The organism is Aminobacter niigataensis, assembly GCF_014200015.1.
Lineage (GTDB): Bacteria > Pseudomonadota > Alphaproteobacteria > Rhizobiales > Rhizobiaceae > Aminobacter > Aminobacter niigataensis.
Window position 1 is genome coordinate 1,736,785 of the sequence record NZ_JACHOT010000001.1, and the last position, 25,967, is coordinate 1,762,751.

General features: G+C 64.3%; 28 protein-coding genes. 9 read left to right on the forward strand and 19 right to left on the reverse strand.

Translation table 11 applies throughout. The features are described 5' to 3' along the window. The first annotated feature begins 7 nt into the window (after positions 1-7). Positions 8-235 (forward strand): type II toxin-antitoxin system Phd/YefM family antitoxin, encoded by a 228-nt coding sequence (locus GGQ99_RS08670; protein WP_183262052.1) that lies wholly within the window; start codon positions 8-10, stop codon positions 233-235. Next, positions 232-609 (forward strand): PIN domain-containing protein, encoded by a 378-nt coding sequence (locus GGQ99_RS08675; RefSeq protein ID WP_183262054.1) that lies wholly within the window; start codon positions 232-234, stop codon positions 607-609. Before GGQ99_RS08670 ends, GGQ99_RS08675 begins: the two co-directional genes overlap by 4 nt. Here GGQ99_RS08675 and GGQ99_RS08680 read toward each other — a convergent pair. The 7 genes from GGQ99_RS08680 to GGQ99_RS08710 all read right to left on the reverse strand — a co-directional run bounded on the left by GGQ99_RS08680 (position 588) and on the right by GGQ99_RS08710 (position 6,380). Further along, on the reverse strand, positions 588-1,142 hold the full coding sequence (locus tag GGQ99_RS08680) for a DinB family protein (RefSeq protein WP_183262056.1): 555 nt from the start codon (positions 1,140-1,142) through the stop codon (positions 588-590). The genes GGQ99_RS08675 and GGQ99_RS08680 overlap by 22 nt on opposite strands. Before the next feature lie 7 nt (positions 1,143-1,149). Next, positions 1,150-1,896, reverse strand: a complete 747-nt coding sequence (locus GGQ99_RS08685; protein WP_108608600.1) for a fumarylacetoacetate hydrolase family protein — start codon at positions 1,894-1,896, stop codon at positions 1,150-1,152. Beyond that, the gene (locus tag GGQ99_RS08690) at positions 1,862-2,779 is read right to left on the reverse strand and encodes an MBL fold metallo-hydrolase (RefSeq protein WP_183262058.1); all 918 of its coding nucleotides are present in this window, start codon (positions 2,777-2,779) and stop codon (positions 1,862-1,864) included. Before GGQ99_RS08690 ends, GGQ99_RS08685 begins: the two co-directional genes overlap by 35 nt. 110 nt (positions 2,780-2,889) lie before the next feature. After that, complete coding sequence (locus GGQ99_RS08695; protein WP_318762060.1) at positions 2,890-3,423, reverse strand: HPP family protein; 534 nt, start codon at positions 3,421-3,423, stop codon at positions 2,890-2,892. A 77-nt stretch (positions 3,424-3,500) separates the two neighbouring features. Next, positions 3,501-4,535 (reverse strand): L-threonine 3-dehydrogenase, encoded by a 1,035-nt coding sequence (tdh, locus tag GGQ99_RS08700; RefSeq protein ID WP_183262060.1) that lies wholly within the window; start codon positions 4,533-4,535, stop codon positions 3,501-3,503. 54 nt (positions 4,536-4,589) lie between these two features. Continuing rightward, positions 4,590-5,777 carry a glycine C-acetyltransferase gene (locus GGQ99_RS08705; protein ID WP_183262061.1) on the reverse strand — a complete coding sequence of 396 codons (1,188 nt, stop codon included), beginning with the start codon at positions 5,775-5,777 and terminating at the stop codon, positions 4,590-4,592. Positions 5,778-5,900: 123 nt separating this feature from the next. Beyond that, positions 5,901-6,380, reverse strand: a complete 480-nt coding sequence (locus GGQ99_RS08710; RefSeq protein ID WP_183262063.1) for a cupin domain-containing protein — start codon at positions 6,378-6,380, stop codon at positions 5,901-5,903. A gap of 251 nt (positions 6,381-6,631) precedes the next feature. Here GGQ99_RS08710 and GGQ99_RS08715 point away from each other — a divergent pair, with 251 nt between their 5' ends. Next, complete coding sequence (locus GGQ99_RS08715) at positions 6,632-7,747, forward strand: mandelate racemase/muconate lactonizing enzyme family protein (protein WP_183262065.1); 1,116 nt, start codon at positions 6,632-6,634, stop codon at positions 7,745-7,747. 51 nt (positions 7,748-7,798) lie between these two features. On the opposite strand, the gene GGQ99_RS08720 is transcribed toward GGQ99_RS08715, so the two are convergent. Both GGQ99_RS08720 and GGQ99_RS08725 read right to left on the reverse strand, forming a co-directional pair. Next, complete coding sequence (locus GGQ99_RS08720) at positions 7,799-8,356, reverse strand: cupin domain-containing protein (RefSeq protein WP_183262067.1); 558 nt, start codon at positions 8,354-8,356, stop codon at positions 7,799-7,801. Between the two features lie 154 nt (positions 8,357-8,510). Next, positions 8,511-9,713, reverse strand: a complete 1,203-nt coding sequence (locus GGQ99_RS08725; RefSeq protein WP_183262069.1) for an acyl-CoA dehydrogenase — start codon at positions 9,711-9,713, stop codon at positions 8,511-8,513. A gap of 117 nt (positions 9,714-9,830) precedes the next feature. Here GGQ99_RS08725 and GGQ99_RS08730 point away from each other — a divergent pair, with 117 nt between their 5' ends. Beyond that, on the forward strand, positions 9,831-10,736 hold the full coding sequence (locus GGQ99_RS08730; RefSeq protein WP_183262071.1) for a LysR family transcriptional regulator: 906 nt from the start codon (positions 9,831-9,833) through the stop codon (positions 10,734-10,736). On the opposite strand, the gene GGQ99_RS08735 is transcribed toward GGQ99_RS08730, so the two are convergent. Further along, positions 10,726-12,771, reverse strand: a complete 2,046-nt coding sequence (locus tag GGQ99_RS08735; protein WP_183262073.1) for an oxidoreductase — start codon at positions 12,769-12,771, stop codon at positions 10,726-10,728. The genes GGQ99_RS08730 and GGQ99_RS08735 overlap by 11 nt on opposite strands. 123 nt (positions 12,772-12,894) lie before the next feature. Here GGQ99_RS08735 and queF point away from each other — a divergent pair, with 123 nt between their 5' ends. After that, positions 12,895-13,356, forward strand: a complete 462-nt coding sequence (gene queF / locus GGQ99_RS08740) for a preQ(1) synthase (RefSeq protein WP_108608610.1) — start codon at positions 12,895-12,897, stop codon at positions 13,354-13,356. Between the two features lie 41 nt (positions 13,357-13,397). Here queF and GGQ99_RS08745 read toward each other — a convergent pair whose 3' ends face one another. From GGQ99_RS08745 to GGQ99_RS08755, 3 genes are read right to left on the reverse strand one after another with little or no spacing between them, the layout of a single operon-like run. Next, the gene (locus GGQ99_RS08745) at positions 13,398-13,697 is read right to left on the reverse strand and encodes a type II toxin-antitoxin system RelE/ParE family toxin (protein ID WP_108608611.1); all 300 of its coding nucleotides are present in this window, start codon (positions 13,695-13,697) and stop codon (positions 13,398-13,400) included. Continuing rightward, positions 13,694-13,924, reverse strand: a complete 231-nt coding sequence (locus GGQ99_RS08750; RefSeq protein WP_108608612.1) for a hypothetical protein — start codon at positions 13,922-13,924, stop codon at positions 13,694-13,696. Before GGQ99_RS08750 ends, GGQ99_RS08745 begins: the two co-directional genes overlap by 4 nt. Before the next feature lie 51 nt (positions 13,925-13,975). Continuing rightward, a complete protein-coding gene (locus tag GGQ99_RS08755) occupies positions 13,976-15,541 on the reverse strand; it encodes a trimethylamine methyltransferase family protein (RefSeq protein ID WP_183262075.1) in 1,566 nt (521 codons plus the stop codon). Between the two features lie 91 nt (positions 15,542-15,632). Between GGQ99_RS08755 and GGQ99_RS08760 the strand changes: the two genes are divergently transcribed. From GGQ99_RS08760 to GGQ99_RS08770, 3 genes are all read left to right on the forward strand, one after another. Then, entirely contained in the window at positions 15,633-16,535 is a 903-nt protein-coding gene (locus GGQ99_RS08760) for a LysR substrate-binding domain-containing protein (protein ID WP_183262077.1), read from the forward strand. Positions 16,536-16,621: 86 nt separating this feature from the next. Beyond that, positions 16,622-18,466, forward strand: coding sequence for a DNA mismatch repair endonuclease MutL (gene mutL / locus GGQ99_RS08765; protein WP_183262080.1), 1,845 nt, complete (start codon positions 16,622-16,624; stop codon positions 18,464-18,466). A 91-nt stretch (positions 18,467-18,557) separates the two neighbouring features. Beyond that, complete coding sequence (locus tag GGQ99_RS08770) at positions 18,558-18,791, forward strand: DUF2093 domain-containing protein (protein ID WP_108608616.1); 234 nt, start codon at positions 18,558-18,560, stop codon at positions 18,789-18,791. A 6-nt stretch (positions 18,792-18,797) separates the two neighbouring features. Here the strand turns inward: GGQ99_RS08770 and lpxK are convergent, their stop codons facing one another. The 6 genes from lpxK to GGQ99_RS08800 all read right to left on the reverse strand — a co-directional run bounded on the left by lpxK (position 18,798) and on the right by GGQ99_RS08800 (position 24,395). Continuing rightward, positions 18,798-19,823: a tetraacyldisaccharide 4'-kinase gene (gene lpxK, locus GGQ99_RS08775; protein ID WP_183262398.1), complete on the reverse strand. Its 1,026-nt coding sequence runs from the start codon at positions 19,821-19,823 to the stop codon at positions 18,798-18,800. Positions 19,824-19,825: 2 nt separating this feature from the next. Continuing rightward, on the reverse strand, positions 19,826-21,142 hold the full coding sequence (gene waaA / locus GGQ99_RS08780; RefSeq protein ID WP_183262082.1) for a lipid IV(A) 3-deoxy-D-manno-octulosonic acid transferase: 1,317 nt from the start codon (positions 21,140-21,142) through the stop codon (positions 19,826-19,828). Then, on the reverse strand, positions 21,139-21,930 hold the full coding sequence (locus GGQ99_RS08785) for a lysophospholipid acyltransferase family protein (protein WP_108608619.1): 792 nt from the start codon (positions 21,928-21,930) through the stop codon (positions 21,139-21,141). The genes waaA and GGQ99_RS08785 overlap by 4 nt, the downstream gene beginning before the upstream one ends. Continuing rightward, complete coding sequence (locus tag GGQ99_RS08790) at positions 21,930-22,181, reverse strand: DUF4170 domain-containing protein (protein WP_108608620.1); 252 nt, start codon at positions 22,179-22,181, stop codon at positions 21,930-21,932. The genes GGQ99_RS08785 and GGQ99_RS08790 overlap by 1 nt, the downstream gene beginning before the upstream one ends. Before the next feature lie 77 nt (positions 22,182-22,258). After that, entirely contained in the window at positions 22,259-23,065 is an 807-nt protein-coding gene (locus GGQ99_RS08795) for a 3'(2'),5'-bisphosphate nucleotidase CysQ (RefSeq protein WP_183262084.1), read from the reverse strand. Further along, positions 23,052-24,395: a TldD/PmbA family protein gene (locus tag GGQ99_RS08800; protein ID WP_183262086.1), complete on the reverse strand. Its 1,344-nt coding sequence runs from the start codon at positions 24,393-24,395 to the stop codon at positions 23,052-23,054. Before GGQ99_RS08800 ends, GGQ99_RS08795 begins: the two co-directional genes overlap by 14 nt. Positions 24,396-24,535: 140 nt before the next feature. On the opposite strand from GGQ99_RS08800, the gene GGQ99_RS08805 reads away from it, so the two are divergent. Continuing rightward, positions 24,536-25,960, forward strand: coding sequence for an MATE family efflux transporter (locus tag GGQ99_RS08805; RefSeq protein WP_108608623.1), 1,425 nt, complete (start codon positions 24,536-24,538; stop codon positions 25,958-25,960). The last annotated feature ends 7 nt before the right edge of the window (positions 25,961-25,967 follow it).

Genomic DNA, 25,967 nt, shown 5'->3' on the forward strand with positions numbered 1-25,967 from the left:
TGTGCCCATGAACGTTTCCGTCGCCGAGGCCAAAGCCAAGTTCTCCGAACTCATCAAGCGGGCTGAAGCCGGCGAGGAGATTGTCGTCACGCGCCACGGCAAGGCCGTGGCGCGCGTCATGCCGCCGGAGCCAGAACGGGAATTGCTTCCCCGGATCGGTGCGCTCAAGGGCAAGATCTGGATCGCTGAGGATTTTGACGCGCCGCTTGATGACTTCAAGGACTACATGAAGTGACCGGCGAGGCCTTTCTCGCCGACACGCATATCATCCTGTGGTCGATCAACGACGACCCACGACTGAGGCCAGCACACCGGAAGATTCTCGCCTCTTCGACGATTGTCTATGCCAGCGCGGCGAGCGTCTGGGAGATTGCGATCAAGCAGAACATCGGAAAGTTGGACGCGCCGATCAATCTCGACGTCCTCCTTCCTAGAATGCAGTTTACGCCGCTTGCCATCACCATCGAGCACGCACAGCGCGTGGCCGGATTGCCTCGCCATCACGGCGACCCGTTCGACCGTCTCCTGATCGCACAAGCGCAGACCGAGAACCTGTCGATCCTCACCGCCGATCCATTGTTCTCGCACTACGACGTCGCACTCGCCTGAAGCCCCAGCCGCTCGACCTCTTCGCTGCGGAACTGCAGATCGTAGTCGAGGAAGAACTCGTCGAGTTGCGGCGGGGCGGCGGAAGTGCCCGACAACATCGCATGCACCTGACCACGATGGTGGATCTGGTGGATGTAGAGATGCGCAAGCAGATCGCCGATGCGCTCGGGTATCTGCCCCGCCTCGCCGCGGTCGGAGAGCACCGGCCTGTCGAGATCGGCCTCCGTCAGCCGGTCGCAACAGCCGATCAGCCGGCGGTCGAACTCCGCTTGAGCTCTTGCCAACGCCACCGCGTCGTCGAAATCGACAAAACGGTCGAACACCCTTCGCCCCTCACCGCCCTCTTCGATCATGTCGAGATAATAGATATCGACTGACAGGATATGGTTGAGCGTCTCCTTGAGGGACGGAAAGAAACTGGTCCGCACAGCCTCGAATTCGCCCGGCCTCAAGGCCTGCACGGCGCGGTAGATGCGGTCGTTCGACCACAGATTGTTCCGCGCCATGCAGCGAAAGTGGCTCGTCAAGTCCATGGCGGCCTCAGGCCGGCTCGAAGCGGCCGACCTGGCGTTCGATCGCGCCGAAGATGGAGTGGCCGGACTTGTCCTTCATTTCGACGCGCAGCGTGTCGCCGAGCGAAACCGACAACGTCTCAACCGCGCCCCTGACAATGGCACCGGTGCCCAGCGGTCTGGTCGCCGCCGCATCGGCAATCAGCTTGGGAAAGCTGGTCCAGCCGACCGAGGCAATGCTTCGCGTGCCTGCCAGCAGCGGCAGATGCACCGCACCGTCCCAGGCATCGCCAAGTTCGTCCGGCGTCACCGCAACAGGCGACAGCGCCGACGTTCCGCTCTGCCCGGCATCGAGGTCCGTATCGGCCGAAAGCACGACAAGGGCAATGGCGTCCTTGGCGCTGTCTGCTGTCGCCGCCATCGCAACGTCCGCGACGATCACGGCGACGGCCGCCTCGATCTTGGCGTCGCGTGTCTTGCCGGCGAGTTCGATCGGGTCGCGCGGGCCAACAAAGGCATCGCCGCCGCCCAGGCGCTGGTAGGCGCGAGGCAGGGGCGAATGGGCGTCATGCTCATGGAAGCGCGACGAAGGCACCGAGCCTATTTCCAGCGAATCGGCCAATGCTGTGAGATGCGGGAAAATCCGGCGCCAGTCGTCCAGCGCCGCCTGCAAATTCGGCGCCAGGAAGGAGGCATCGGTGTATCGCGTCAGGTCGCGCGAGACGATGACCAGTTTCCCGTCACGCGAACCGTTCTTCAGCGTCGCCAGTTTCATGCAGGTCCTCCCGATTGCGGGCGTCATCGCCCTCGACCACCACAACAAGCCCGTCGCGGCCGATCGTCAAGGGACCATTCCATGTTTTCCTGACAGCCTCGATCCAGTCGGCTTCGCCGATCTCGGTATCATCGGCTGGAATGAGGTGGTTGAGCACCAGCCGTCCAACCCCGGCCCTGGCAGCAATGGTGCCAGCTTCCCCTGCCAGGCTATGGCTTGCCATCAGGTGCTGCCTCAGGCGGACGCCATTGCCGGTACGCGCCACCAGCCGTTCGACGCCCTCCTCCAGCATTGCTTCGTGGAGCAGTATTGCGGCGCCTCGAGCGAAATCGGCGAGCGGTGGAAAGAAGGCCGTGTCGGCAGAAAATACGATGCTCTTGCCCGCATGCTCGAAGCGAAGGGCGAAACACTCGGTCACTGGCGGGTGGTCAACACGCAGGGCGGTGACGCCAAGTGCACCGTCGCGCAGCACATCCCCTTCACTGAGCTCCACAACTTCGACCATCCTGCGCAGGTCGGGACGGCCCTCATCGTCGATCCGGGTTTCGATGTCGAATTCAAGCGCTTGCACGAAACTTTGCCAGTATCGATTCAACCCGATGGGGCCAAACAGCCGGACCGGTGTCGCGAGCCCGGCCGTCCACGCGGTATGGATCAACGCTCCCAGTTCAAGCACATGGTCGGAATGAAGATGGGTAATGAAGATGAGATCGAGCGCTTTCAGGCTCAGGCCCGCGTCGGTCAGGCCGCGCGTCACGCCGAGCCCGCAATCGACGACGATGGTGCGGCCGCCGAGTTCGAGAAGTGTGGAAGTCGGCCAGGGCCCACCGGGTCGGATCGCCGGACCACCCTTGGTGCCGAGCAGAACGAGACGATCGCTCATGCGCTTCTGCCCCGCGCCGAGCCTGTCGCTCCGATATCCTGATTCATGCCACACCTCGCTGCAGGCGCCCAAGCTAAAGCGCCGTCAAGGTTCGTGGCAAGGCGAAAGCGTCAGTCGACGCGGCGTGGATATTGCGCCCGCGGCGGAATCCAGTGGTGAACCAATGCCAGCACCAGAAGGCTGACGCAACCGAGCAGAATGACAACGAAGAGCGTGCCGCCCTGATAGGGCGAAGCGGTTGCCACGAGCGGGATCGCGCCCGCCGGCGGATGCGTTACGCGGAACATCAGCATCAGCGCGATCGAAACGCCGACAGCGACCGCCGACACTTCCCACAGCCCCGGGAAAGTCATAGCCGCGGCCACGCCGATCAAGGTTGCGATGAAATAGCCGGCGAAAATATTGATCGGCTGTGCCAGTGGGCTCGCTGGCTGGCCAAACAGGAGAACCGCAGTCGCGCCCAACGGTGCAATCAGCATCGGCAAGCCAGTGACCGAGGCTAAACCACCCACGGTCGCCATGCCCACGACCGCCCCCGACCCCGACTTGAGGTGCGAAAGGAATTGCCCTTGCGGTTCGTGCCGGGCGGTAAGCGTGCGAATATGGCGGCGCATCGTCGGTTCCAGGCGAACGGTCTGCTCCAATAGCAAATCGCCTATTCGCTTGGCAACGCCGGTTTGTTCGAAAAATTCACCTTATAGTGAAAAAACTTTCCTGTGGCTCACCAATCCATGACCACCTTGCCGGAATTTCCGCTGCGCATGGCATCGAACCCGGCCTGGTAGTCGTCGATGCCGATGCGGTGGGTGATGAGACCCGTCACGTCGAGCGGCCCCTGCACCAACGCGATCATCTTGTACCAGGTCTCGAACATCTCGCGACCATAGATGCCCTTGAGGTGCAGCATCTTGAAGATGACCTTGTTCCAATCGATCTCGAAGCCGGTCGGCGCGATGCCGAGGATGGCGATCTTGCCTCCATTGTTCATGGTGTCGATCATGTCGCGGAAGGCGACCGCCGAGCCTGACATCTCAAGCCCGATATCGAACCCTTCGGTCATGCCCTCGTCGCGCATCACGTCGCGCAGCTTTTCCCGGGAGGCATCGACCACATGATGGACGCCCAGCTTTTTCGCCAGCGCCAGGCGGACAGGGTTGATGTCGGTGATGACGACCTTTCTCGCGCCAACACATTGCGCCACCAAAGCACCCATGATGCCGATCGGGCCGGCGCCCGTCACCAGCACATCCTCGCCGACCAGGTCGAAGGACAGGGCCGTATGCACGGCGTTGCCGAGCGGGTCGAAGATCGCGGCGATCTCGTCGGACACGTCGTCGGGGATCGGCACGACATTATGCTGGGGAATGGCGACATATTCAGCGAAGGAGCCCGGGCGATTGACGCCGACGCCCAGCGTGTTGCGGCAGAGATGCCCTCGCCCGGCGCGGCAATTGCGGCAATGGCCGCAAACGATATGGCCCTCGCCCGAGACCCGCTGGCCGACCTTGTAGTCCTTCACGCCGGCGCCGAAATCGGCAACCGTGCCGACGAACTCGTGTCCTGTGACCATCGGCACCGGCACGGTCTTCTGTGCCCACTGGTCCCAATTGTAGATGTGGACGTCAGTGCCGCAGATCGCCGACTTCCTAACCTTGATCAGCACGTCGTTGGGACCGACCTCGGGCACCGGCACCTCTTCCATCCAGATGCCGGGTTCGGCCTTGGCCTTCACCAGAGCGCGCATCATGTTCGACATTGTCTTCTCCTGCGAATCCCTTGATCCAGAATCGCTTTTGGCGCCGCTGGCAGCTTACGAAACGACGCCCAACTCTCGTCCGACTTCGCCGAAAGCGGCCACCGCCCGGTCAATGTCGGCAGCCGAATGTGCCGCCGACATCTGGGTGCGGATGCGCGCCTGCCCCTTGGGCACGACCGGGAATGAGAAACCGATGACGTAGATGCCGCGCTTGAGCATCCGTGCCGCCATCTCCTGGGCGAGGGCGGCGTCGCCCAGCATGACAGGAATGATGGGATGGTCGGCACCGGCAAGCGTGAAGCCAAGCTTGCCCATGCCCGAACGGAAGCGCTCGGCATTGGCATAGAGCTTTTCGAGCAAGGCGCCGCCTGAGGCGATCATGTCGAGCACCTTGATCGACGCTCCCGCGATCGAGGGCGCAAGCGTGTTGGAAAACAAGTAGGGGCGCGACCGCTGGCGTAGCCAGTCGACAACTTCGCGCTTACCTGCGGTATAGCCACCCGAGGCGCCGCCCAGCGCCTTGCCCAGCGTACCAGTGATGATGTCGACCCTGCCCTCGACGCCGCAATGTTCCGGCGTGCCGCGGCCGTGCTTGCCGACAAAGCCGACGGCATGGCTGTCGTCGACCATCACCATCGCCCCGTATTCTTCAGCCAGGTCGCAGACGCCGCCGAGATTGGCGATGATGCCATCCATCGAGAACACGCCGTCGGTAGCGATCAGCTTGAAGCGGCTGCCTTCGGCCTTCTTCAGTTCCTCCTCGAGCGCTGCCATGTCGTTGTTGGCGTAGCGGAAGCGCTTGGCCTTGGACAGCCGCACGCCGTCGATGATCGAGGCGTGGTTGAGCGCATCGGAAATGATGGCGTCGTCCTCAGAAAGCAATGTTTCGAACAGGCCGGCATTGGCGTCGAAACAGGAGGAATAGAGGATCGTGTCCTCCATGCCGAGGAACGCCGACAGCTTCGCCTCCAGTTGCTTGTGCTCTTCCTGGGTGCCGCAGATGAAGCGCACCGAGGCCATGCCATAGCCGTAGCGGTCGAGCGCCTTCTTGGCGGCGTCGCGCAACTCATGGCTATCGGCGAGGCCGAGATAGTTGTTTGCACAGAAGTTCAGCACCTTTTCGCCGCCGACCTCGATCTCGGCGCTCTGCGTGGAGGTGATGACGCGCTCGGACTTGTAGAGCCCTGCCGACTTCAGCCCCTCCAGTTCGGAGGAAAGATGGGACAAAAACGCGTTGCTCATGGCCAGCTTGCCGCCTCGAATTGGAGTGCATCTGGGCAAGTGTCGCGCCTGGCAAGGTGAAAATCCATCACAAAAGCGACGGCGGGACGAATGGACGCCATCCGCCCCGCCACCCCAGTCACGTCAGCTCAACGGCGCGCCGATGATGTCGATGCCGTTGCGGGCGCAAGCCTCGCTCAGCATGGCAATAACTTCGGGCGTCGGCGCTTCCTGCGGTGGGATCTCCGCCCTGGGAGCCGGAATGCTGACTTCGCGCACCATGCGCTCGAAGTCGCCGCCTGTGGTGATGGTCAGGCAGCGGGCGCCCTCGGCGGATTCGACGCGATAGCTGTGCGGAATGCCCTTCGGCGCCAGCAGGGTCTGGCCGGCGCGGCCGTAGAGATCCTTGCCACCGACGTTGAAACGCACCACGCCCTCGAGGATGTGGAAGACCTCGTCCTCGTTGTGGTGAATATGGAGCGGCGGCGACGATCCGTATGGCATCAGGTGTTCGATGACGCTGATGGTGTCGGCTCCCGCCTGACCCGAAACCCGGATGGTTGCAAGCGTGCCGTTGAACCACAGCAGTTCGCCGTCATTCTCGGTCTTTGCATGAATGGTCACTGTGTTTTCCTTTCGAACAAGCGCGGCGCCGGGCCGCGGTGGCCTTGATCTAAGGGGCGAGCGTATCCGTTCGAATTCAGCAAAACCGAAAGCTGTATCTGCAACCTGAAACATTTCGCGCCCGATATGAACCAAGACGCCGAGACAAGCCTGTCAGGAATACGACCCCCGCACGCGCCGCTTCCTTGACCGCAGCGGGGCGTCGGCCACGCTATCCTTGGCGCACATCAAGCCTGCGCCTTGGGGACAGCATGACCGACGCGACGATTTCGAGCATTCGCATCTTCCGGCAATGGCAGCCGTTTCGCGACGGCACCTATCGCTGCTCGGGCGGGCGCAGTGCGGAAGGCTTCGATTCGACCATCGTCGAGATCACCAGTCGCGACGGCACCACCGGATACGGAGAAATGGCGCCGCTGGGCAGCTTCTACGACCCGGCATTTGCCGCCGGCGCGCGCGAAGCGATGCGGGAACTGGCACCGCAAATGCTGGGCTGCGACGCATCGGGTATCGAGGCCCTGAACCGACGCATGGACCTGCTGCTCAAGGGCCATCCCTATGCGAAGTCGGCGCTCGACATGGCGCTGTGGGACCTTGCCGGCAAACGCTCGGGGCTGTCTCTAGCCGCGATGAGCGGCGGCGCGGAGGGATCGGCGCTGGCGCTTTATCGCTCCATCGCCCAACAGGCTCCCGACGCGATGGCCATGCGAGCGCAAAAGTACATCGACGAGGGCTACCGCCGCCTACAGGTCAAGGTCGGGCTTGACGTCAACGAGGATATTGCCCGGCTCGAGGCGGTACGGGCAAGCGTTCCGGCCGACACCGTTCTGTTTTGCGATGCAAATGCAAGCTGGGGTACGGCAGAGACACGCCGCTTCCTGTTGGCGACGCGCAATCTCGACTACACACTGGAGCAACCTTGCGCGAGCTACGAAGAGAACCTCGCCATCCGCCGCGCCACCGACCGGCCTCTTGTGCTCGACGAAACCATCGACGGTGTTGACGTGCTGGTCCGCGCCATATCCGACGGGCTGGTCGACGGCATCACCATCAAGCTGGCGCGTGTCGGCGGCCTGAGCAAGGCAAGACTTTTGCGCGACATCGCGATTGCCAAAAATCTCAAGGTCACCATCGAGGATACGGGCGGCGCCCAGATCGACACGGCCGCCTATTCCGGCCTGCTATTGTCGACACCGGAGCATCTCAGACAACACACCGTCGACTTCCACAACTGGGTGACGGTATCGAACGCACGCGGCGACTTTGCCATCGCCGACGGCATGATGCGCCTGCCCGGCGGCCCAGGGCTTGGCCTCGACGTCGGTGCTCACGCCTTTGGCGAGCCAATCTTCAGCTGCTCTACCTGAGGGGATGGCTGGACGGACACGCCCCCGCACCCGTCCAGCCCAGCATCGGCGCTATGGTAGCGGGGCGCCGACGACCTCGATGGAACTGTTCACGCGATTGTCCGGGAAAGATTCTCTCGAAACGGAAGGAGCCGGACGGCTCATCTGGCGAACCATCTGCTCAAACTCCCCACCCTGGGTGACGATGAGACAGGTCGCGCCATCGGCGGACAGTATCTGAAAATCGTGAGGAATCCCCTTCGGCGCCATGACGGTCTGCCCGACATGGGCGAGGAAAACCGTGTCGCCAACCTGGAAACGCATCATGCCTTCGAGAATATGGATGAGTTCGTCGCCGCTCAAGGTCACCTGCAGCGGCGACGAGCCGCCTGCGGGCATGCGGCATTCGATGATGCTGATCTGGTCGTTTTCGACGCTTGCGGCTGTGCGGATCGTCATGACGTTGTCGCCGAACCACAGGATCTGGCCGGCATTCTCGAACTTGGTCTGGGCGTTCATCGACAATATCCCCTCTGCCCGTCCGGCGAAAAACTGCCGGACGCCCTTGGGGATTATCGACGCCATGTATCCGCCTGACGTCGAGAAGCAGGCGGTGTGTTTCAAAGTCATGAAACAATTCGCGCTATAGGCGAACTGTAATCGCACCAGCTAAACTACAAAGCGAACCATGGACGCACCGTAGCGACTTGTGCCTGCCAACAAGAAAACGGCCGCATGGCGTGTCCATGCGGCCGTTGCGACCTTCAGCGTGTCAATCGAAGGCCTAGAAGAAAGCCTGCAGACCTGTCTGGGCGCGGCCCAAAATCAGCGCATGCACGTCATGAGTGCCTTCGTAGGTGTTCACGGTCTCGAGGTTCTGCGCGTGGCGCATGACGTGGTAACCGATCTGGATGCCGTTGCCGCCATGCATGTCGCGGGCCTGGCGGGCGATGTCGAGCGCCTTGCCGCAGTTGTTGCGCTTGACGAGGCTGATCATCTCGGGCGCGAACTTGTGCTCGTCCATCAGGCGGCCGACGCGCAACGAGCCCTGGAGGCCGAGCGCGATCTCGGTCTGCATGTCGGCCAGCTTCTTCTGGTAGAGCTGCATGCCGGCGAGCGGCTTGTTGAACTGCTTGCGGTCGAGGCCGTACTGACGGGCACGGTGCCAGCAATCCTCGGCGGCGCCCATGACGCCCCAGGAAATGCCGTAGCGGGCGCGGTTGAGGCAACCGAACGGACCCTTGAGGCCCGAAACGTTCGGCAGCAGCGCATCTTCGCCGACTTCCACGCCTTCCATGACGATCTCGCCGGTGATCGAGGCGCGCAGCGACAGCTTGCCGCCGATCTTCGGCGCCGACAGGCCCTTCATGCCCTTTTCGAGCACGAAACCGCGGATCTGGTTGTCGTGGGCCGCCGACTTGGCCCAGACGACGAAGACGTCGGCGATTGGCGCGTTGGAGATCCACATCTTCGAGCCGCTGATCTTGTAGCCATTCGCGGTCTTTTCAGCGCGGGTCTTCATGCCGCCGGGATCGGAACCTGCATCCGGCTCGGTCAGGCCGAAGCAGCCGATCCACTCGCCCGAGGCAAGCTTGGGCAGGTACTTCTTGCGCTGCTCCTCGGAGCCATAGGCATAGATCGGGTACATCACCAGCGACGACTGCACCGACATCATCGATCGGTAGCCCGAATCGACGCGTTCGACTTCGCGGGCGACAAGGCCGTAGGTGACGTAGCCGGCGCCCAGGCCACCATATTCCTCGGGAACTGTGATGCCGAGCAGCCCGGCTTCGCCCATCTCGCGGAAGATCGCCGGATCGGTCTTCTCGTCGAGATAGGCTTCCTCGATGCGCGGCGCGAGCTTGTCGGCAGCAAAGGCGGCCGCGCCGTCGCGTACCATGCGCTCGTCTTCGGACAGTTGGTCTTCGATCAGGAAAGGGTCGGCCCAGACAAAGCTGCCGCCGCCGGCCGGTGTGGATGCGCTCATGGTTCCTCCGGAGAATGGTGATTTTCCGTCATTCTAGACCGCTTCAGCACTTTTCGCTAACAAGTAATCTCGTAAGGTTTATGCGTAAATTCGATCAACTCAAGACCAGGCCCGACGATGCGCCGCAGCTATGTCCCCACGATTGCAGAGCTTGAGGCCTTCCGCGCCTGCGCCGGCCTCGGCACGACAATTCGCGCCGCCGATCACCTCGGCCTGACCCAGAGTTCGGTCAGCCGCTCGATCGGCCAGCTCGAAGACCGGCTGGGCGTGGCGCTGTTCCATCGGGTCCGCCAGCGGCTGGCGCTTTCCGATGCCGGCCGCCGCTTCGCTCGCGATGCCGAAACTATCCTCGACAGCCTGCATGAGGCGGCGGTGCGTACCATGGCCTTCGGCGGCCAGTCCGACGTGCTGAGCATCGCGGTGCTGCCGACATTGGCCGACCGCTGGCTGATCCCAAGACTCGCGGGCTTCCACGCCGCCCATCCGCATGTCGCCATCGACCTTGCGGTGCGGCTGGAGACCGTCGACCTAGAAACAGAAACTTTCGACGCCGCCATCCAGCGCGGTCCGGCAGAGCCGGGACAAACAGGTATCGTCAGATTGTTCGACGAGGAACTTGTGGTGGTGGCTTCACCGGCTTTGCTGGACGGGCGCGCCGCCCTCGACGACGCCGAGCTTGCCGCACTACCGCTGCTGCAGCAGTCGACCCGACCGACGCTCTGGCTGCGATGGTTCCAGGCCGCTGGCATCGATCCACGCACCACTTTGCGCGGCCACCGTTTCGAACAATTCTCCATGGTGGTCGAGGCGGCGGTCGCCGGGCTCGGCGTGGCCCTGGTGCCGGAAGTGTTGGCAGAGCGCGAACTCGCCGCCGGCAGACTGGTACTGGCCTCACCCAACCGCATTGCCGGAGAGGTGCCCTACCGGCTCGCTTTTCGCCCCGGCGGCGAGGATCGGCCGGGATTGCGCGAATTCGTCCGCTGGCTGACGGCCGAGGCGGCGGACCAGCCGGTCAGATCCTGAGTCCAAACCTGATGCCGTCATAGATGGCGGCGTGGATGTTGCGGGCCTGCACGGCATCACCGATGCGCAAGAGCAGGAAGCGGCCATCCGGGTTCTTGGCCGGGAAGATGTCGCCGCCATGGATCAGGCGCTCGTAGTCGATGGCGCCGCCATTTTTCGACAGCGGCTTGAGCTCGAGATAGAGCTCGTCGAGCGGCAACGTGCCATGCTCGACCACCACCTGGTCGACGCGGCGCTCCTCGTGCCAACCCTTGGCGTAGTCGGAAGAAAGGGTAGCAACCAACTGATTCCCTTCGCGCCTGACCGACTTCAGCCGCGTGTTGATGGTGATTTTCACGCCGGAGCGATGAAACGCCTCCATGTAGGGCACGTGGTTCATGCCGCCGATCTCAGGGGCAAAGAAGCGCTCCGGCGTCAGCAGTTCGAGCTTACTGCCTGCCTTGCCGATCAGTTCGGCAGCCGTCATGCCCTGGTGGCCGCCATTGTCGTCATAGAGCAGCACATTCTCGGCCGGCTTGACGCTGCCGGCGATGATATCCCAGCTCGACGTGACCACATCGTCGCCCGCATCGAGCGGCGGGCTCTGCGGCAGGCCGCCGGTGGCAATCACCACGGCATCCGGGTCGAGCGCCAGCACGTCGTCCACACCCGCCCAGATGTCGTAGCGGATCTCTACGCCGAGCCGCTCCAGCTCGGCCAGCCGCCAGTCGACGATGCCGATCAGCTCGCGCCTCCGCGGATTCTGCGCCGCAAGCCGCACCTGGCCGCCGGCCTGGCTCGATGCCTCCAGCACGATCACCTTGTGCCCGCGCTCGGCCAGCACGCGCGCAGCCTCGAGGCCGGCAGCACCGGCACCGACCACGGCGACACTGCGCAGCGGGCCGTCGGTGCGGGAAATGACATGGGGGATCGTCGCCTCGCGGCCGGTGGCGGCATTGTGGATGCAGAGCGCGCCGCCGCCCTCGTAAATGCGGTCGAGGCAGTAGGTTGCGCCGACGCACGGCCTGATCTGGTGCTCACGGCCTTCCATCACCTTCTTGACGATATGCGGCTCGGCGATGTGGGCGCGCGTCATGCCAACCATGTCGAGCTTGCCGGCGGCGATGGCGTGGCGGGCCGTGGCGACATCCGATATGCGCGCGGCGTGGAAGACCGGGAATTTGGTCGCCGCCCTGACCTCGCCGGCGAAATCGAGATGCGGCGACGACGGCATGCCGTGCAGCGGGATGACACCGGTCAGTGCTGCGTCCGTGTCGATATGGCCGCGGATGATGTTGAGGAAGTCGAATTTTCCCGACGACGCCAGGCGTCGCGCGATCTCGATGCCCTCCTCCTTCGACAGGCCCTTGTCGAAGTCCTCGTCGGCGACCATGCGGATGCCGACGACGAAATCGGGACCGACAGCAGCGCGCACGGCATCGATCACCCGCCAGGTGAAGCGCAGCCGGTTGTCGAGCGAGCCGCCATAATCGTCGTCGCGGTGGTTGGTCGCCTGAGACCAGAAGCCGTCCATCAAATGGCCGTAGGCCTCGAACTCGATGCCATCGAGCCCGGCCGCCTGCATGCGCTGGGCGGCCGAGGCATAGTCGGCGACGATACGCTCGATGTCCCAGTCTTCGATGGTCTTGGGGAAGGTGCGGTGGGCGGCTTCGCGCACCGGGGAAGCGCTGAGCACCGGCAGCCAGTCGGCCTTGTTCCAGTTGGTGCGGCGGCCAAGGTGGGTGATCTGGATCATCACCTTGCAGTCGTGCTCGTGACAGTCGTCGACGAGTTCGCGCAGCCAAGGCACGATCGCGTCGTCATAGGCGTGGAGATTGCCGAATGCGGCCGGGCTGTCGCGCGAGACGATGGCCGAGCCCGCCGTCATGGTCAGCGCCATGCCGCCCTTGGCCTTCTCGGCATGGTAGAGCCGGTAGCGCTCCTTGGGCATGCCGTCCTCGGAGTATGCCGGTTCGTGGCTCGTCGACATGACGCGGTTCTTCAGTGTCAGGTGCTTGAGCCGGTATAGCTGGAGAAGCGGGTCGTTGCTGGTCATTGCCTTCCTGCATTATCCGGCGCTAATACACGCCACTCGAAAACCGATGCCGGCGCGGCAACGCGACTTTTCGCGGACAATCGCGCCGATGCAATGAGCCAAGCCCAGCCCAAGAGCCGCCCAATGACCATCACCGATACCCTCACCCAGCTCGGCACCAAGGTCGAAACGCCGACCTCGCCGGAAACCGCAGTGCTCGAAACCGTGCCCTACACCCGCGTCGAAGGCCCGCCGGCCATCGTGCGCTTCACCTGCCCGGAATTCACTTCGCTCTGCCCGGTGACCGGCCAGCCCGACTTCGCGCACATCGTCATCGATTATGCGCCGGACAAGATGCTGGTCGAATCCAAGTCGCTGAAGCTGTTCATGGTGTCGTTCCGCAATCACGGCGCCTTCCACGAGGATTGCACGGTCATGATCGGCCGCCGCGTCGTCGAAGCGACAAAGCCGCTGTGGCTGCGCATCGCCGGCTACTGGTATCCGCGCGGCGGCATCCCGATCGACGTGTTCTGGCAGACCGGCACGCCGCCGGAGGGATCGTGGCTGCCCGAAACGGGTGTTGCGCCCTATCGCGGCCGCGGCTGAGCCGGGAATTTCGAGCACGTTGCTGGCAACGCGGCGGAGTGTCACGAACCGCCATATCCCTGCATGTCAGCTGGATCGCGTGCACCGTGGCGCACCGCGTGAATGACAACCTCGTCGCCTCCGTGTTCATAAAAGATCAAATATGGATAAGGTCTTGTGTTGATCCGCCGGATGCCGTCTTCGTCGGTCAACCGGCCGACCTCGGGATGACGCTGCAGCAATTCCGTAATCACCTTGATGCGCTTTGCCACCTTTTTGGCCGCAGACGGCGATTCAGCCGCGATGTGATCGAGTATCCCCTCAAGATCGGCAAGTGCCGGAAGGGTGTAGCGCAATCTCATGCGCCGTGCTTCGCCCAGACCGCCGCGACATTTTTCTCCGAAGCAAATTCACCACGAAGGGCAGCCGCGCGGGATCTTTCGATGGCAACTCGCTCGTCAGCCGTCAGCAGAACAGGCGCCACAGCACCAGCACCTACGAGCTCAAAGATCGCGCGGGCAATCTCGTCCTGGTCATCCCTGGAGAGCTTTCGAGCTGCCTCCAATGCCTGTTCGAGTAGCTTGGTCATGTCTCATCCTCGCATATGTGGAGACAATATTTCGCTCCCGCGAGTCCTCCGTCAATACCACGCGTCTTCCATCGACGTCTTCTTGCGCGTCATGAAGTCCTGCAGCGCCTCGTCGATGCCGGGGTCGAGCGGCGGCGCCTCGTATTCGGCGAGCATCGTCTTCCAGCGCTTGTTGGCGCGGGTGGCAGCGTCGACCGAGCCTGCCGCCTGCCACTTCTCATAAGGCTCGTTGTCGGCGATGGCCGAATCCCAGAAGGCCGTCTCGTAATTGGCCATGGTGTGGGCGCAGCCAAAGAAGTGGCTGCCGGGGCCGACCTCGCGGAAGGCGTCGAGCGCCAACTGGTTGTTGTCGATCCTGACGCCGTCGAGATAGGTGTGCAGCGCGCCGCAGAAATCGGCGTCCATGACGAACTTCTCGTAGGACATCGACAATAGCCCGTCGAGGAAGCCGGCGGAATGCAGGATGAAGTTGGCACCGCAATGCACGGCGGCCAGCATCGACATGGTGCCTTCGTTCATGGCGTGGGCGTCGGGCAGCTTCGATGTGGTGAAGTTGCCGGAGCATCTGAGGGGGAGATCAAGTCTCCGCGCAAGCTGCCCGATGACCATCGAGCCGATGGCCGGCTCGGGCGTGCCGAAAGTCGGCGAGCCCGAGCGGAGCGACATCGACGACAGGAAGTTGCCGAAGATGACAGGCGCGCCGGGCCGCTCGAGCTGGGTCAGCGCACAGCCGGCCATGGTCTCGGCCAGCGACTGGGCGATCGCGCCGGCATTGGTGACCGGGCCCATGGCACCGCCGAGGATGAAGGGCACCACAACCGCCGCCTGGTTGGCGCGGGCATAGGCGCGCAGGGCGGTGGTCATGGTCGCGTCCCAGACCAGCGGCGAATTGACGTTGACGTTGCCGAGAATGACGCAGTTCCGGTCGGTGAATTCCTCGCCGAAGACGATGCGCGCCATGTCGATGGAGTCTTCAGCCCGGCTCTCCGAGGTCACCGAGCCCATGAAGCCGCGGTCGGAATAGCGGATATGGCTGTAGACCATGTCGAGATGGCGCTTGTTGACCGGCACGTCGACCGGCTCGCAGATCGTGCCGCCGGAATGATGGAGCCAGGGCGAAGACTGCGCCAGTTTCACGAAGTTGCGGAAGTCCTCGATAGTGCCGTAGCGGCGGCCGTTGTCGAGATCCATGACAAAGGGCGAGCCGTAGGCCGGCGAAAACACCACGCTCTTGCCACCAATCTCGACCGAACGCTCGGGATTGCGGGCATGCTGGGTGAAGGTCGCGGGCGCCGTCTTGAGCACTTCGCGCAACAGGCCGGGCTCGAACTTGACCAACACGCCCTCGACCTTGGCCCCTGCCCGTTTCCAGTGATCGAGCGCTGCCGGATCGTCGCGGAACTCGATGCCGATCTCGGCGAGGATGCGGTCGGCCGTCTCCTCGATGCGGATCAGGTTCTCCTCGGACAGGATGTCGTAGGTCGGGATGTTGCGGAGGATGTAGGGTCGGCCATGCGCTTCGGGCCCGTGCGAGCGCTGTTCGCGACGGGCGTTGCGGCCGCCGCGCTCACGGCGTTTGGCAGGCTCTGCCTGGGTTTCGGGGGCAACGACGTTCATGCAGGGCTCCTGAACATTCCAGCATGAAGCTAGCCTTTGGCAGCGCGGCTGTAACGCTTGAAAATCCTGATTGTTTGCATAAGCTGTATTTATGCAAAGCCTGCGCCATCTGCTGCCATCCGCCGGCAGCCTCATCGTCTTCGAAGCGGCAGGACGGCTGGCGAGCTTCACCGCCGCCGGCCGCGAGCTCGGCATGACCCAAGCGGCGGTCTCCTATGCGATCCGCGGACTGGAGGACCAGTTCGGCGCCAAGCTGTTCCAGCGCCGCCACAGGCAGGTGCTGCTGACGGAGGCCGGCGAGCGTTTCCATGCCGACGTCACGCTCGGCCTGTCGCATATCCGCAAGTCGGCGGAGGAGCTCAGGGCACGGTCCGGCGGTATGCATGTCACGCTGTCGGCCTCGACCGCCTTCGCCTCGTTCTGGATGATGCCGCGGCTGCAGAAGTTCCGCGACGACCTTCCGGGCATCGACCTGCGCATCCAGACCGCCGACCGCGACCTTGATCTCGTCGCCGAGGGCATTCCCTTGGGCATCCGCGGCGGCGACGCCACCGACTGGCCGGACTATGAGCTGCTGCAGATCGCCGACGAGGAGGTCTATCCGGTCGCCGGCCCGTCCTATCTGGCGCGCGCCGGCACGCCAACGACACCGGCGGAGATGACCCTGCATCACCTGATCCATCTCGAAGAACCCTATCGCCCGGCCGCGACCTGGAACGAGTGGTTCCAGTCGGCCGGCCTGAATGGCGCCGTTGCCAAGCGCGGGCTGGTCATCAACGACTATGTGCTCGTCATCCAGGCTGTCATGGAAGGCCAGGGCATCGCGCTCGGCTGGCGCCATCTCACCGACCGGCTGATCGCGGCGGGGCTGCTGGTCCGGCTTTCCGACCACGTGATGACGACCGGCAAGGGTTTTCACGTTGCTTGGCCGAAGAACCGTCCGCTCAGCGAGAGCGCGGAGAAGGTGCGCGACTGGTTGGCCGCTCAGGCTTAAGGCTGGCTTCTTTTATTGACAGGTGTTTCCGCCAACTATGCAACTCGGCCTGTCCGTGCCGAACCGAATCCAGCTATGATACCAAGATGCCCATTCGCCAGCTTTCTGAAACGATGATCAACCAGATCGCCGCCGGCGAGGTCGTCGAGCGACCTGCCAGCGTGGTCAAGGAACTGGTCGAGAACGCGCTCGACGCGGGTGCCTCGCGCATCGAGGTCGCCACGGCAGGCGGCGGGCTCAACCTGATCCGCGTCGTCGACGACGGCTCGGGCATGCCGGAGGAGGAACTGGCACTGGCGATTTCGCGCCACTGCACTTCAAAGCTCGGCGACGACATCCTCGACATCCGCTCTCTCGGCTTCCGAGGCGAAGCGCTGCCTTCGATCGGCTCGGTATCGAAACTCGCCATCCGCTCGCGCACGCGCCAGGCCGACAGCGGCGCCGAGATTGCGGTCGAGGGCGGGCGCGTCTCATCCGTGCGGCCGGCACCGACCAACCGCGGTACATCGGTCGAGGTGCGCGACCTGTTCTTCGCCACTCCGGCCCGGCTCAAATTCATGAAGACCGAGCGCGCCGAGGCGACGGCCATCGCCGACGTCATCAAGCGCATCGCCATCGCCTTCCCGGCCGTGCGCTTCAGCCTGTCCGGCACGGACCGCTCGACGCTGGAGCTGTCCGCGACATCGGACGACGTCGAAGGCAGGCTCGCCCGCATCGCCCAGGTGATGGGCACCGACTTCCCCGACAATTCGATCGTCATCGATGCCGCGCGGGAGAGCGTTCGACTGGAAGGCCATGTCTCGATCCCGTCCTACACCCGCGGCAACGCGCTGCAGCAATATGCCTATGTCAACGGCCGGCCGGTGCGCGACAAGCTGATCGCCTCGGCGATACGCGGCGCCTATGCCGACGTCCTGCCGCGCGACCGCCATGCGGTGACGGTGCTGTTCCTGTCGCTCGACCCGGCCTTTGTCGACGTCAACGTACATCCGGCCAAGGCCGACGTGCGCTTCCGCGATCCGGGGCTAGTGCGCGGCCTGATCGTCGGCGCGATCCGCCAGGCGCTGGCCGGCGCGGGCATCCGCCCGGCAACAACAGGCACGCAGGCGATGATGGGGGCTTTCCGGCCGGGAACCACCAGCTACGGCCACCCCGGCCCGGCCAACGGCCATCGCGCCTACAATCCCGACTTCAGAGCGGCAACCTCGGCAGGATACGAGCCGCAACGCTCGCCGTTCCGGCCACTCGATGCCGGCTTCGCCGAGGCGGCACAGGCGAGCTTCGACACGGGTCCGCTGCACAGCGCCGATGCCCGCGCCGGGCTGACTGAAGTGGCGGAGGTGCTGCTGCAGACCGAACTAGGCGCCGCCCGGGCACAGGTGCACGAAAACTACATCGTCGCGCAAACGCGGGATTCCCTTGTCATCGTCGACCAGCACGCGGCTCACGAGCGGCTGGTCTATGAGGCGCTTAAGAACGCCCTGCATTCGCGCCCGGTGCCGGCACAGATGCTTTTGATGCCGGAGATCGTCGACCTGCCGGAAGAAGACGCCGAGCGGCTGGCGCTGCATGCGGAAACGCTGGCCCGCTTCGGCCTCGGCATCGAGCGCTTCGGTCCGGGCGCAGTCGCCGTGCGCGAGACGCCGGCCATGCTTGGCGAGACCGACGTCACCCAACTGGTGCGCGACCTCGCCGACGAGATCGCCGACAGCGACACGTCGGATACGCTCAAGGAGCGGCTCGACGCCATTGCCGCGACTATGGCCTGCCATGGCTCCGTGCGATCCGGACGGCGGTTGCGGCCTGAGGAGATGAACGCGCTGCTGCGCCAGATGGAAGCGACGCCGGGTTCCGGCACCTGCAACCACGGCCGGCCGACCTATATCGAACTCAAGCTCGCGGACATCGAAAAGCTGTTCGGCCGGCGCTGACGCATTTCGCCGCCCACCGCCCAAAGGCGGCAGCTTGACCTCGGGCATTTGGTAGCCTTAAAAGCCGAGCAAGGAAGTTGAGCACAAAGCGATGATGAACCGTTTCGAAGGCCCCGGCGCACGCGAAGCCCGCATCCGCTATCTCGACGGCGATTTCCAGGTGACGAGCCCCGGTTCCTTCGTGCGCTGTGCGGTGACGTCCGACTCGATCCCGCTCGACGAGCTCAAATACTGGAGCGTCGCCCGCCAGGAGCCCTATCGCGACGCGGCGGTCTCGCTGGCACGCGAGATCGATATGAACCCGGATCTGCGCAAGCGCCGCTAACGGCCCTCAGCCAGCAATCTTCCGCCGGCGCCAGGCATCGAGCGTTTCGTCGACGATGCGCTCGGCCGAAAGTTCGATGTCGAACACCGCATCGATCTCCAGCACGTTGAGGCGCTCGAGGAATTCCGGCGATGCCGCGCCGTGGCGCAGGCGTGCCGCGTCCTTGGACGTCGTGAGCAGTTCCAGTTCGCCGGCGTCGGCCGCTGCCACCAGATCGTCCAGTTCGTCCGGAAGATAGAAATGATGGTCGGCGAAGGCATGCGCCAGAACCACGGTGCCGCCGGCCTTGCCAACCGTGTCGAAGAATTTCTCAGGATGGCCGATGCCGGCAAAGGCAAGGAAGCGCCGCCCTGCGAAGGCCTTCTTGCCGCGCGGCCGAGCCGTCGCCGAAAAGACCGGTTTTCCGGCCCTCGCTGCCTGGCGCACGATGGGATCGGCCCTTTCACCCTCGCCCATCTTGAGGATGGCATCGGCAAACCGGAGCTGGTCGATCAGCCGGGCGCGCATCGGACCGCCTGGAATGACGTGGCCGTTGCCCAGCCCGAAACGCGCATCGACCACGATCAGCGCATAGTCGATATGGATGCGCGCGCTCTGAAAGCCGTCGTCCATGATCAGGAAATTGCAGCCCCGCTCGATGAGCAGGCGTGCGCCGGCCGCCCGGTTGGCGGAGACGGCAACCAGCGCGTGCTCGGCGAGCAGCAACGGCTCGTCGCCGACATGCTTGGCGCTGTCATGGTGGGTGTCGACGACATGCGGCTCGGCGAAGCTGCCGCCATGGCCACGCGACAGGAAGCCGGGCACCAGTTGCATGCGCTTGGCCTGCCTGGCGAGCGCGATCGCAATCGGGGTTTTGCCGGTACCGCCGACGGTGAAGTTGCCGACGCAAAGCACGGGAGCGTCCATCTTCTCCCGGCGGGCCGATTTCATGCGCCGGCCGGCAACGAAGGCATAGAGCGACGACACCGGGTAAAGCGCGTAGGCGCGCCAATCCGGTTTTTCCCACCAGAAAGGAGGCGCTTCGCTGGCCAGCTCTACCTCCCGCCCGCGCCCTTGAGGCGCGACTGAACGATCAGCGGATGGATGAATGGCTCCAGCGACTTCAGCGTGCGGGCAAGCGCGCCGCGCATTTCCTCGACCGTCAAGGCGCCAGCCGCCATCATGTCGTGCCGCGCGATCTCGTTGCCGAGGAGGAAGTTGACCGCGCCTGCGAGCATGTCGCGGTCGCGCACGATCTTGGCGCCGCCGCGGTCGATCAGCCGCTGATAGGTGTCGCGGAAGTTCTGCACATTGCGCCCGGCAAGCACCGCAGTGTCGAGCATTGCCGGCTCGAGCGGGTTCTGGCCGCCCTGCGAGGTCATGGAACGGCCGACAAAGGCGATCTCGGTCAGGCGCAGATACAGCCCCATCTCGCCGATCGTATCGCCGAGAAGGATGTCGGTGTCGGGCAGGATGTGGTCGCCGCTGCTGCGACGAGCGACCTTGAGGCCCATGCCCGTCAGTTCCGCCATCAAGGCGACGGCACGATCGGGGTGACGCGGCACGATGATGGTCAGCAGATTGCGGTGGCGGTTGCGCAGCATGGCGTGCACTTCCGCCGCCATGACCTCCTCGCCGTCATGGGTGGAGATGGCGGCCCAGGTCGGCCGGCGGCCGATCTGGCGCTGGACCGAATGCAGCGCGCGCTCATCCGCCGGCGGCGGCGACGTATCGACCTTGAGATTGCCGGAAACGGTAACGGGACGCGCGCCGAGAGCGCGAAAACGCTCGCCGTCGACCTCCGACTGGGCGACCACATGGGCCATGTTTTCGAACAGCGCCTCGGCGATGTTGGCGCGCCTCTTCCACGAAGCGAACGACCGGTCGGAAAGCCGTCCGTTGACCAGGATCTGCGGCACGCGCCGTGCGCCGAGTTCGAGGATGGTCATCGGCCAGATTTCAGATTCGGCGATGATCGCGAGGTCCGGATGCCAATGATCGAGGAAACGGCTGACCGCCGGCTTGAGGTCGAGCGGTACGTATTGATGGATGACGCGATCGCCCAGGCGCTCTTCCACGACCTGCGCGGAGGTAACCGTGCCGGTCGTCAGCACGACATGGATGCCGTAGCCCAGTATGGCCTCGATCAGCGGCACCACCGCGATCGTCTCGCCGACGCTCGCCGCGTGGAACCAGATCAGCGGACCCTCGGGCCTTTCGCGGCTCGGCACGCCATAGCGCTCGCGCCGGCGATTGCGGTCCTCCTTGCCCTTGGAGGCACGCCAGGCAACGTAACCGCCGACCATCGGATAGGCTGCGGCGCCCGCATAGCGATAGGCTCCCAGAAATGCGCGGGCCCAGCGTTCGCTCATCGGGGACCGTCCACAAGACCATAGGCCTTTTCTGTCGCCCGATTGAGCGCGGCGGTCACCTCGACGCGGATCCGTTCCATCTCGGCATCGTCGGCATCGGCAGGCACTTGGATCAACGGCTCGACGATCACCGCGCATCCGCCGAAAGGCAGGCTGATCGTGGTCTTGTCCCAGGTCTTCTCCAGCACCTTGCGCCGGCTCGTGGCAATCGCGATCGGCGCGATCGGCCGACCCGACAGGCGGGCCAAAAGGACGATGCCCATGCCCGATTCACGCGGAGTGCCATGCGGGATGTCTGCAATCATGGCAACGTTCTTGCCGGCATCAAGCGCCTTTTTCAGGGCAATCAGCGCGGTCGCGCCGCCCTTTTTGAGCCTGCTCTTGCTTTCCCGCCCGCCAGAGCCGCGCACGGCCTCGATGCCGAATTTCTCGACCACCTGAGCGTTGAGCTCGGCATCAGCGCTGCGCGAGACCATCGCCACCAGACCGCGCTTGTTTGGATAGATGGCCGGCGCCAGCAGGTGCTGGCCGTGCCACATTCCGAATACAAGCGGCTCGCTATCGGCGTAGGCATAGGAGGCGAGATCAACGGAGCCCTCGACCAGAGGGTTGGTCCGGCGAATGAAACTCAGGCCATAGGCAAACAGGTTGGTGATCGCGGCCTTGGCGAAACGCGACTGAGCGAGCGGTTCGCGAATGCGCCGCCAGAACGTCTTAGGTGCCTTTCTGGCACGCTTTTTCTTCGCCGCAGGCCTCGCGGCCGGCGGCGCCATGCCAGGTTGCTCCATCAGTTCTGACCGGTCGCCTTCGTATCCGGCTCCAGCAGCCGATGCAGGTGGACAACGAAGTAGCGCATATGGGCGTTGTCGACGCTCCCTTGCGCCTTCGCCTTCCAGGCAAGCTCGGCCGACTTGTAGTCGGGATAGACGCCAACGATGTCGAGCGCGTCGAGATCGCGGAACTCGGTTCCGCCGAGTTTCGTCAGCTCGCCGCCGAACACCAGATGCAAGAGCTGCTTTTTTCCGTCTTCTTCGGACATCTTCTTCCTTGATTCATCATCTCAGGGCCCGCCTGATCTAGACCAAACCGGGCCGTTTTGGAACAGTTTGCAGTTCGTCAGCCTTCTTGACCGGCAAGCACCCCTGCCATGACGTCGAGCATCGCCCCGCTGCCAGCCATCAGCGCGCCATGGACGATCTCCCTGCCAGCAAAGGCCGGCAGGCCGCCGTGGCTGTCGAGCAGCTTTCCGCCGGCCTCGGCCAATATCAATTCCGCTGCGGCAATGTCCCAGTCGTGTGCGTTCGGCTTGACGAAAGTTGCATCGAGCGCGCCGCTGGCGATCATCGCCAGACGATAGGCGAGCGAAGGAATATACGCCTCGCGATCCAGCCTGCCCTGCCATTCCTCCGGCATCCGGTCGATCATCGACTTAGGGCCGGCAATGCGCACGCGCTCGCCCGCATCACGCACCCTGATCGAGGCATCGTTGAGGAAAGCGCCCCCGCCCGCGACCGCCCAATAGGTCTCTTCGCGCGCCGGGCATTCGAGCACGCCGGCCAGCGAGCGGCCGTTTTCGACGACGGCAACGCTGACGCACCAGGCCGTGCGGCCTTCGACGAAGCCGCGTGTGCCGTCAATCGGGTCGACCACAAAGGTGCGGCGCGCGCCAAGCCGGTCGAGATTGTCTGCGGTTTCTTCCGACAGCCAGCCATAGTCCGGCCGCGCCGCCATCAGCGTTTCGCGTAAGTAGCGATCGGCGGCGTAGTCGGCCTCGCTGACCGGCGAATTGCCACCCTTGAACCAGACTTCCGGGCTTTGGCGGAAATAGCTCATGGCAATACGCCCGGCCTCGGTGGCTGCCGTACGCAGCAGCTCGAGTTCGGCTCGAAGCTCCGCCTGGTCTATGATCTCAGTCTCCGGCAAGGGTCATGCCTTCGATCAGCAGGGTCGGCGCGGCGGTGCCGAAATTGCGGTCGAGGTCGCTCGCCGGCACCATGCGCATGAACATGTCTTTAAGGTTCGAAGCGATCGTCACTTCCGACACTGCCCAGGCAAGCTCGCCATTCTCGATCCAGAAGCCCGAGGCGCCGCGGCTGTATTCGCCGGTGACCATGTCGACGCCCTGGCCGAACACTTCGGTGACGTAGAACCCGCGCTTCAGCGAGCGGATCAGCTCTTCGGGCGATTTCTCGCCGGGCTCGATGGCAAAATTGGTCGAGGATGGCGACACGGACGAGCCGCCACGCGCACCGCGACCGTTGGTGACCAGTCCCAGTTCTCGCGCCGCCGAAGTCGACAGGAACCAATGGTTGAGCACGCCCTTGTCGACCATCTTGAGCGTGGCACCTTCGATGCCCTCGCCGTCGAAGGGACGCGATGCCTGGCCGCGCCGCTTGAGCGGCTCGTCGATCGCGGTGATGGCGGCGGATGCCACCTGCTTGCCCATCATGTCACGCAGGAAGCTGGTCTTGCGGGCCACCGAAGCGCCGTTGATGGCGCCGGCAAGGTGCCCGGCAATGCCGCGCGCGACGCGAGGATCGAAGACGACATCGACCGGCCCTGTCGCCGCCTTGCGCGCATTGAGCCTCTTGACCGCGCGTTCGCCGGCATTGCGGCCGATGTCGGCCGCGGGATCGAGATCGACGAAATGCAGCCGCGAGGAATAGTCGTAATCGCGCTCCATCGACGTGCCCTCGCCGGCGATGACGCTGGCCGAGCGCGAGAAACGCGAACCGACATAGTGGCCGACGAAGCCATGCGACGTGGCGAGCACCAGGCCGCCAAGCCCCGCGGCAGCACCGGCGCCAGCCGAGTTGGTCACGCCCTTGACGGCAAGTGCGGCCTCTTCGGCGGCAAGCGCGTCTTCCCTCAGCCGCTCGGCCGACACCTCGGTGTCGTCGAAGAGATCGAGATCGCGCGGCGATTGGGCCAAAAGCGCCGCATCGGCGAGACCCTGATACGGATCTTCCGGCGACACCTTAGCCATTGCGACAGCGCGTTCTGCGAGGGTCTTGGGGTCGGACGCGGCGGTGGCCGATACGCTGGCAACCCGCTGGCCAACGAACACGCGAAGCGACATGTCCTCGCTCTCGGACGCCTCGGTGCCCTCGACCTTGCCCAGTCGCACCGAAACGCTGGTCGAACGCCCGCGCACGGCAACCGCATCGGCGGCATCGGCGCCAGCCCGTTTTGCCGCCTCGACGAGGCTCGCCACCCGGTCGGCCAGTTTCGCGGCGTCGTTGGTATCGTTCATTGGCATGTTCCGATTGCTTGCCGCATGGGTCACGGCCCGTCCCCTCCATCTATTGTCCCCGACCCGCTTGTGCAATGGGCGGGTGCATGGTCAAACGACCCTAGCCAGGCACATCGCCGCACAAATCTTCGGGAATTCGCATGTCCGCACAGGCCCAGGCACCGGCAAAATTCACCACCGGCTCGACCATGCGCCATGTCGTGGTCATGACCGGCACCGGGTCGATCGGGTTGATTGCGATCTTCATCGTCGACGCGCTCAACCTGTTCTACATTTCGTTGCTCGGCATCGAGGAACTGGCTGCAGCAATCGGCTTTGCCTCGACGCTGCTGTTCTTCACGCTTTCGATCTCGATCGGCTTCACCATCGCCTGCGGCGCACTGGTGGCCCGCTGCCTCGGGCGCGGCCAGCGCGAAGAGGCCGCGCGCATGGGTGGCGCCTCAATGGTCTTCATGGGGCTCGCCACGCTGGTGATGACACTGGCTGCAATGCCGTTCCTGCGACCCCTGGTTGCGCTTCTCGGAGCGACTGGCGAAACGCTCGAGCTGTCGACACGTTTCCTGCAGATCGTGCTGCCGTCGTTTCCGATCATGGCGCTCGGCATGTGCACGACGGGCATCCTGCGCGGCGTCGGCGACGCGCGGCGGGCAATGTATGTGACGCTGGGCAGCGGTATTGCTGCGGCGATCCTCGACCCGATCCTCATCTTCGGCTTCGATCTCGGCCTCGACGGCGCGGCGATCTCGACGGTGCTGACGCGCTTCGTGATGCTCGCCATCGGTTTGCACGGCGCCCATGTCGTGCACAGACTGATCCGGCTTCCAAACCTGAGCGGCTTGCGCGACGCGGTGCGGCCGTTCTTCGCGATCGGTGTTCCGGCGATGCTGACCCAGGTCGCCACACCCGTCGGCAATGCCTATGTCACGATCGAAATGGCCGCCTTCGGCGACCAGGCCGTCGCCGGCTGGGCGATCATCGGCCGCCTCGTGCCGGTCGCATTCGGCGTCATCTTCGCGCTCTCGGGAGCGGTCGGACCGATCCTTGGCCAGAATTACGGCGCCCGCAAATTCGACCGGCTGACGACGACGATGCGCGACAGCCTGCTGTTCACCATCGTCTACGTTCTGGCTGTATGGGCGCTGCTGGCAATCTTCGCCAATCCTATCGCCAGCGCGTTCGGCGCCGATGGCATTGCGCGCGACCTGATCGTGTTCTTCTGCCACTTCGCCGCCGGCAGCTTCCTGTTCAACGGCGCGATCTTCGTCTCCAGCGCCGCCTTCAACAATCTGGGCTATCCGACCTATTCGACCGTCTTCAACTGGGGCCGCTCAACCCTCGGCGTCATTCCCTTCGTCTGGGCCGGCGCGCATTACTGGGGCGCCATCGGCGTCATCGCCGGCTGGGGCCTCGGGGCGGTGGTGTTCGGCGTCGCGTCGATGATCGTCTGCTTCCGCGTCGTCAAGGCGATCGCCAACGAGCCGCAGCATCAGGACGAAGCCGTGCCGACACCGCCGCCGGCCGCACAATCGCCGTTCTCCACCGGCAAGGCATCGACGCTGCAATAGGTGTGTG

Bases quoted from the DNA above. Each gene is read 5' to 3' on its own strand.
- GGQ99_RS08670 (WP_183262052.1), top strand. From the start codon at position 8: ATGAACGTTTCCGTCGCCGAGGCCAAAGCCAAGTTCTCCGAACTCATC.
- GGQ99_RS08680 (WP_183262056.1), bottom strand. From the start codon at position 1,142: ATGGACTTGACGAGCCACTTTCGCTGCATGGCGCGGAACAATCTGTGG.
- GGQ99_RS08685 (WP_108608600.1), bottom strand. From the start codon at position 1,896: ATGAAACTGGCGACGCTGAAGAACGGTTCGCGTGACGGGAAACTGGTC.
- GGQ99_RS08690 (WP_183262058.1), bottom strand. From the start codon at position 2,779: ATGAGCGATCGTCTCGTTCTGCTCGGCACCAAGGGTGGTCCGGCGATC.
- tdh (WP_183262060.1), bottom strand. From the start codon at position 4,535: ATGTCGAACATGATGCGCGCTCTGGTGAAGGCCAAGGCCGAACCCGGC.
- GGQ99_RS08705 (WP_183262061.1), bottom strand. From the start codon at position 5,777: ATGAGCAACGCGTTTTTGTCCCATCTTTCCTCCGAACTGGAGGGGCTG.
- GGQ99_RS08715 (WP_183262065.1), top strand. From the start codon at position 6,632: ATGACCGACGCGACGATTTCGAGCATTCGCATCTTCCGGCAATGGCAG.
- GGQ99_RS08720 (WP_183262067.1), bottom strand. From the start codon at position 8,356: ATGACTTTGAAACACACCGCCTGCTTCTCGACGTCAGGCGGATACATG.
- GGQ99_RS08725 (WP_183262069.1), bottom strand. From the start codon at position 9,713: ATGAGCGCATCCACACCGGCCGGCGGCGGCAGCTTTGTCTGGGCCGAC.
- GGQ99_RS08730 (WP_183262071.1), top strand. From the start codon at position 9,831: ATGCGCCGCAGCTATGTCCCCACGATTGCAGAGCTTGAGGCCTTCCGC.
- GGQ99_RS08735 (WP_183262073.1), bottom strand. From the start codon at position 12,771: ATGACCAGCAACGACCCGCTTCTCCAGCTATACCGGCTCAAGCACCTG.
- queF (WP_108608610.1), top strand. From the start codon at position 12,895: ATGACCATCACCGATACCCTCACCCAGCTCGGCACCAAGGTCGAAACG.
- GGQ99_RS08745 (WP_108608611.1), bottom strand. From the start codon at position 13,697: ATGAGATTGCGCTACACCCTTCCGGCACTTGCCGATCTTGAGGGGATA.
- GGQ99_RS08750 (WP_108608612.1), bottom strand. From the start codon at position 13,924: ATGACCAAGCTACTCGAACAGGCATTGGAGGCAGCTCGAAAGCTCTCC.
- GGQ99_RS08755 (WP_183262075.1), bottom strand. From the start codon at position 15,541: ATGAACGTCGTTGCCCCCGAAACCCAGGCAGAGCCTGCCAAACGCCGT.
- GGQ99_RS08760 (WP_183262077.1), top strand. From the start codon at position 15,633: ATGCAAAGCCTGCGCCATCTGCTGCCATCCGCCGGCAGCCTCATCGTC.
- mutL (WP_183262080.1), top strand. From the start codon at position 16,622: ATGCCCATTCGCCAGCTTTCTGAAACGATGATCAACCAGATCGCCGCC.
- GGQ99_RS08770 (WP_108608616.1), top strand. From the start codon at position 18,558: ATGATGAACCGTTTCGAAGGCCCCGGCGCACGCGAAGCCCGCATCCGC.
- waaA (WP_183262082.1), bottom strand. From the start codon at position 21,142: ATGAGCGAACGCTGGGCCCGCGCATTTCTGGGAGCCTATCGCTATGCG.
- GGQ99_RS08785 (WP_108608619.1), bottom strand. From the start codon at position 21,930: ATGGAGCAACCTGGCATGGCGCCGCCGGCCGCGAGGCCTGCGGCGAAG.
- GGQ99_RS08790 (WP_108608620.1), bottom strand. From the start codon at position 22,181: ATGTCCGAAGAAGACGGAAAAAAGCAGCTCTTGCATCTGGTGTTCGGC.
- GGQ99_RS08800 (WP_183262086.1), bottom strand. From the start codon at position 24,395: ATGAACGATACCAACGACGCCGCGAAACTGGCCGACCGGGTGGCGAGC.
- GGQ99_RS08805 (WP_108608623.1), top strand. From the start codon at position 24,536: ATGTCCGCACAGGCCCAGGCACCGGCAAAATTCACCACCGGCTCGACC.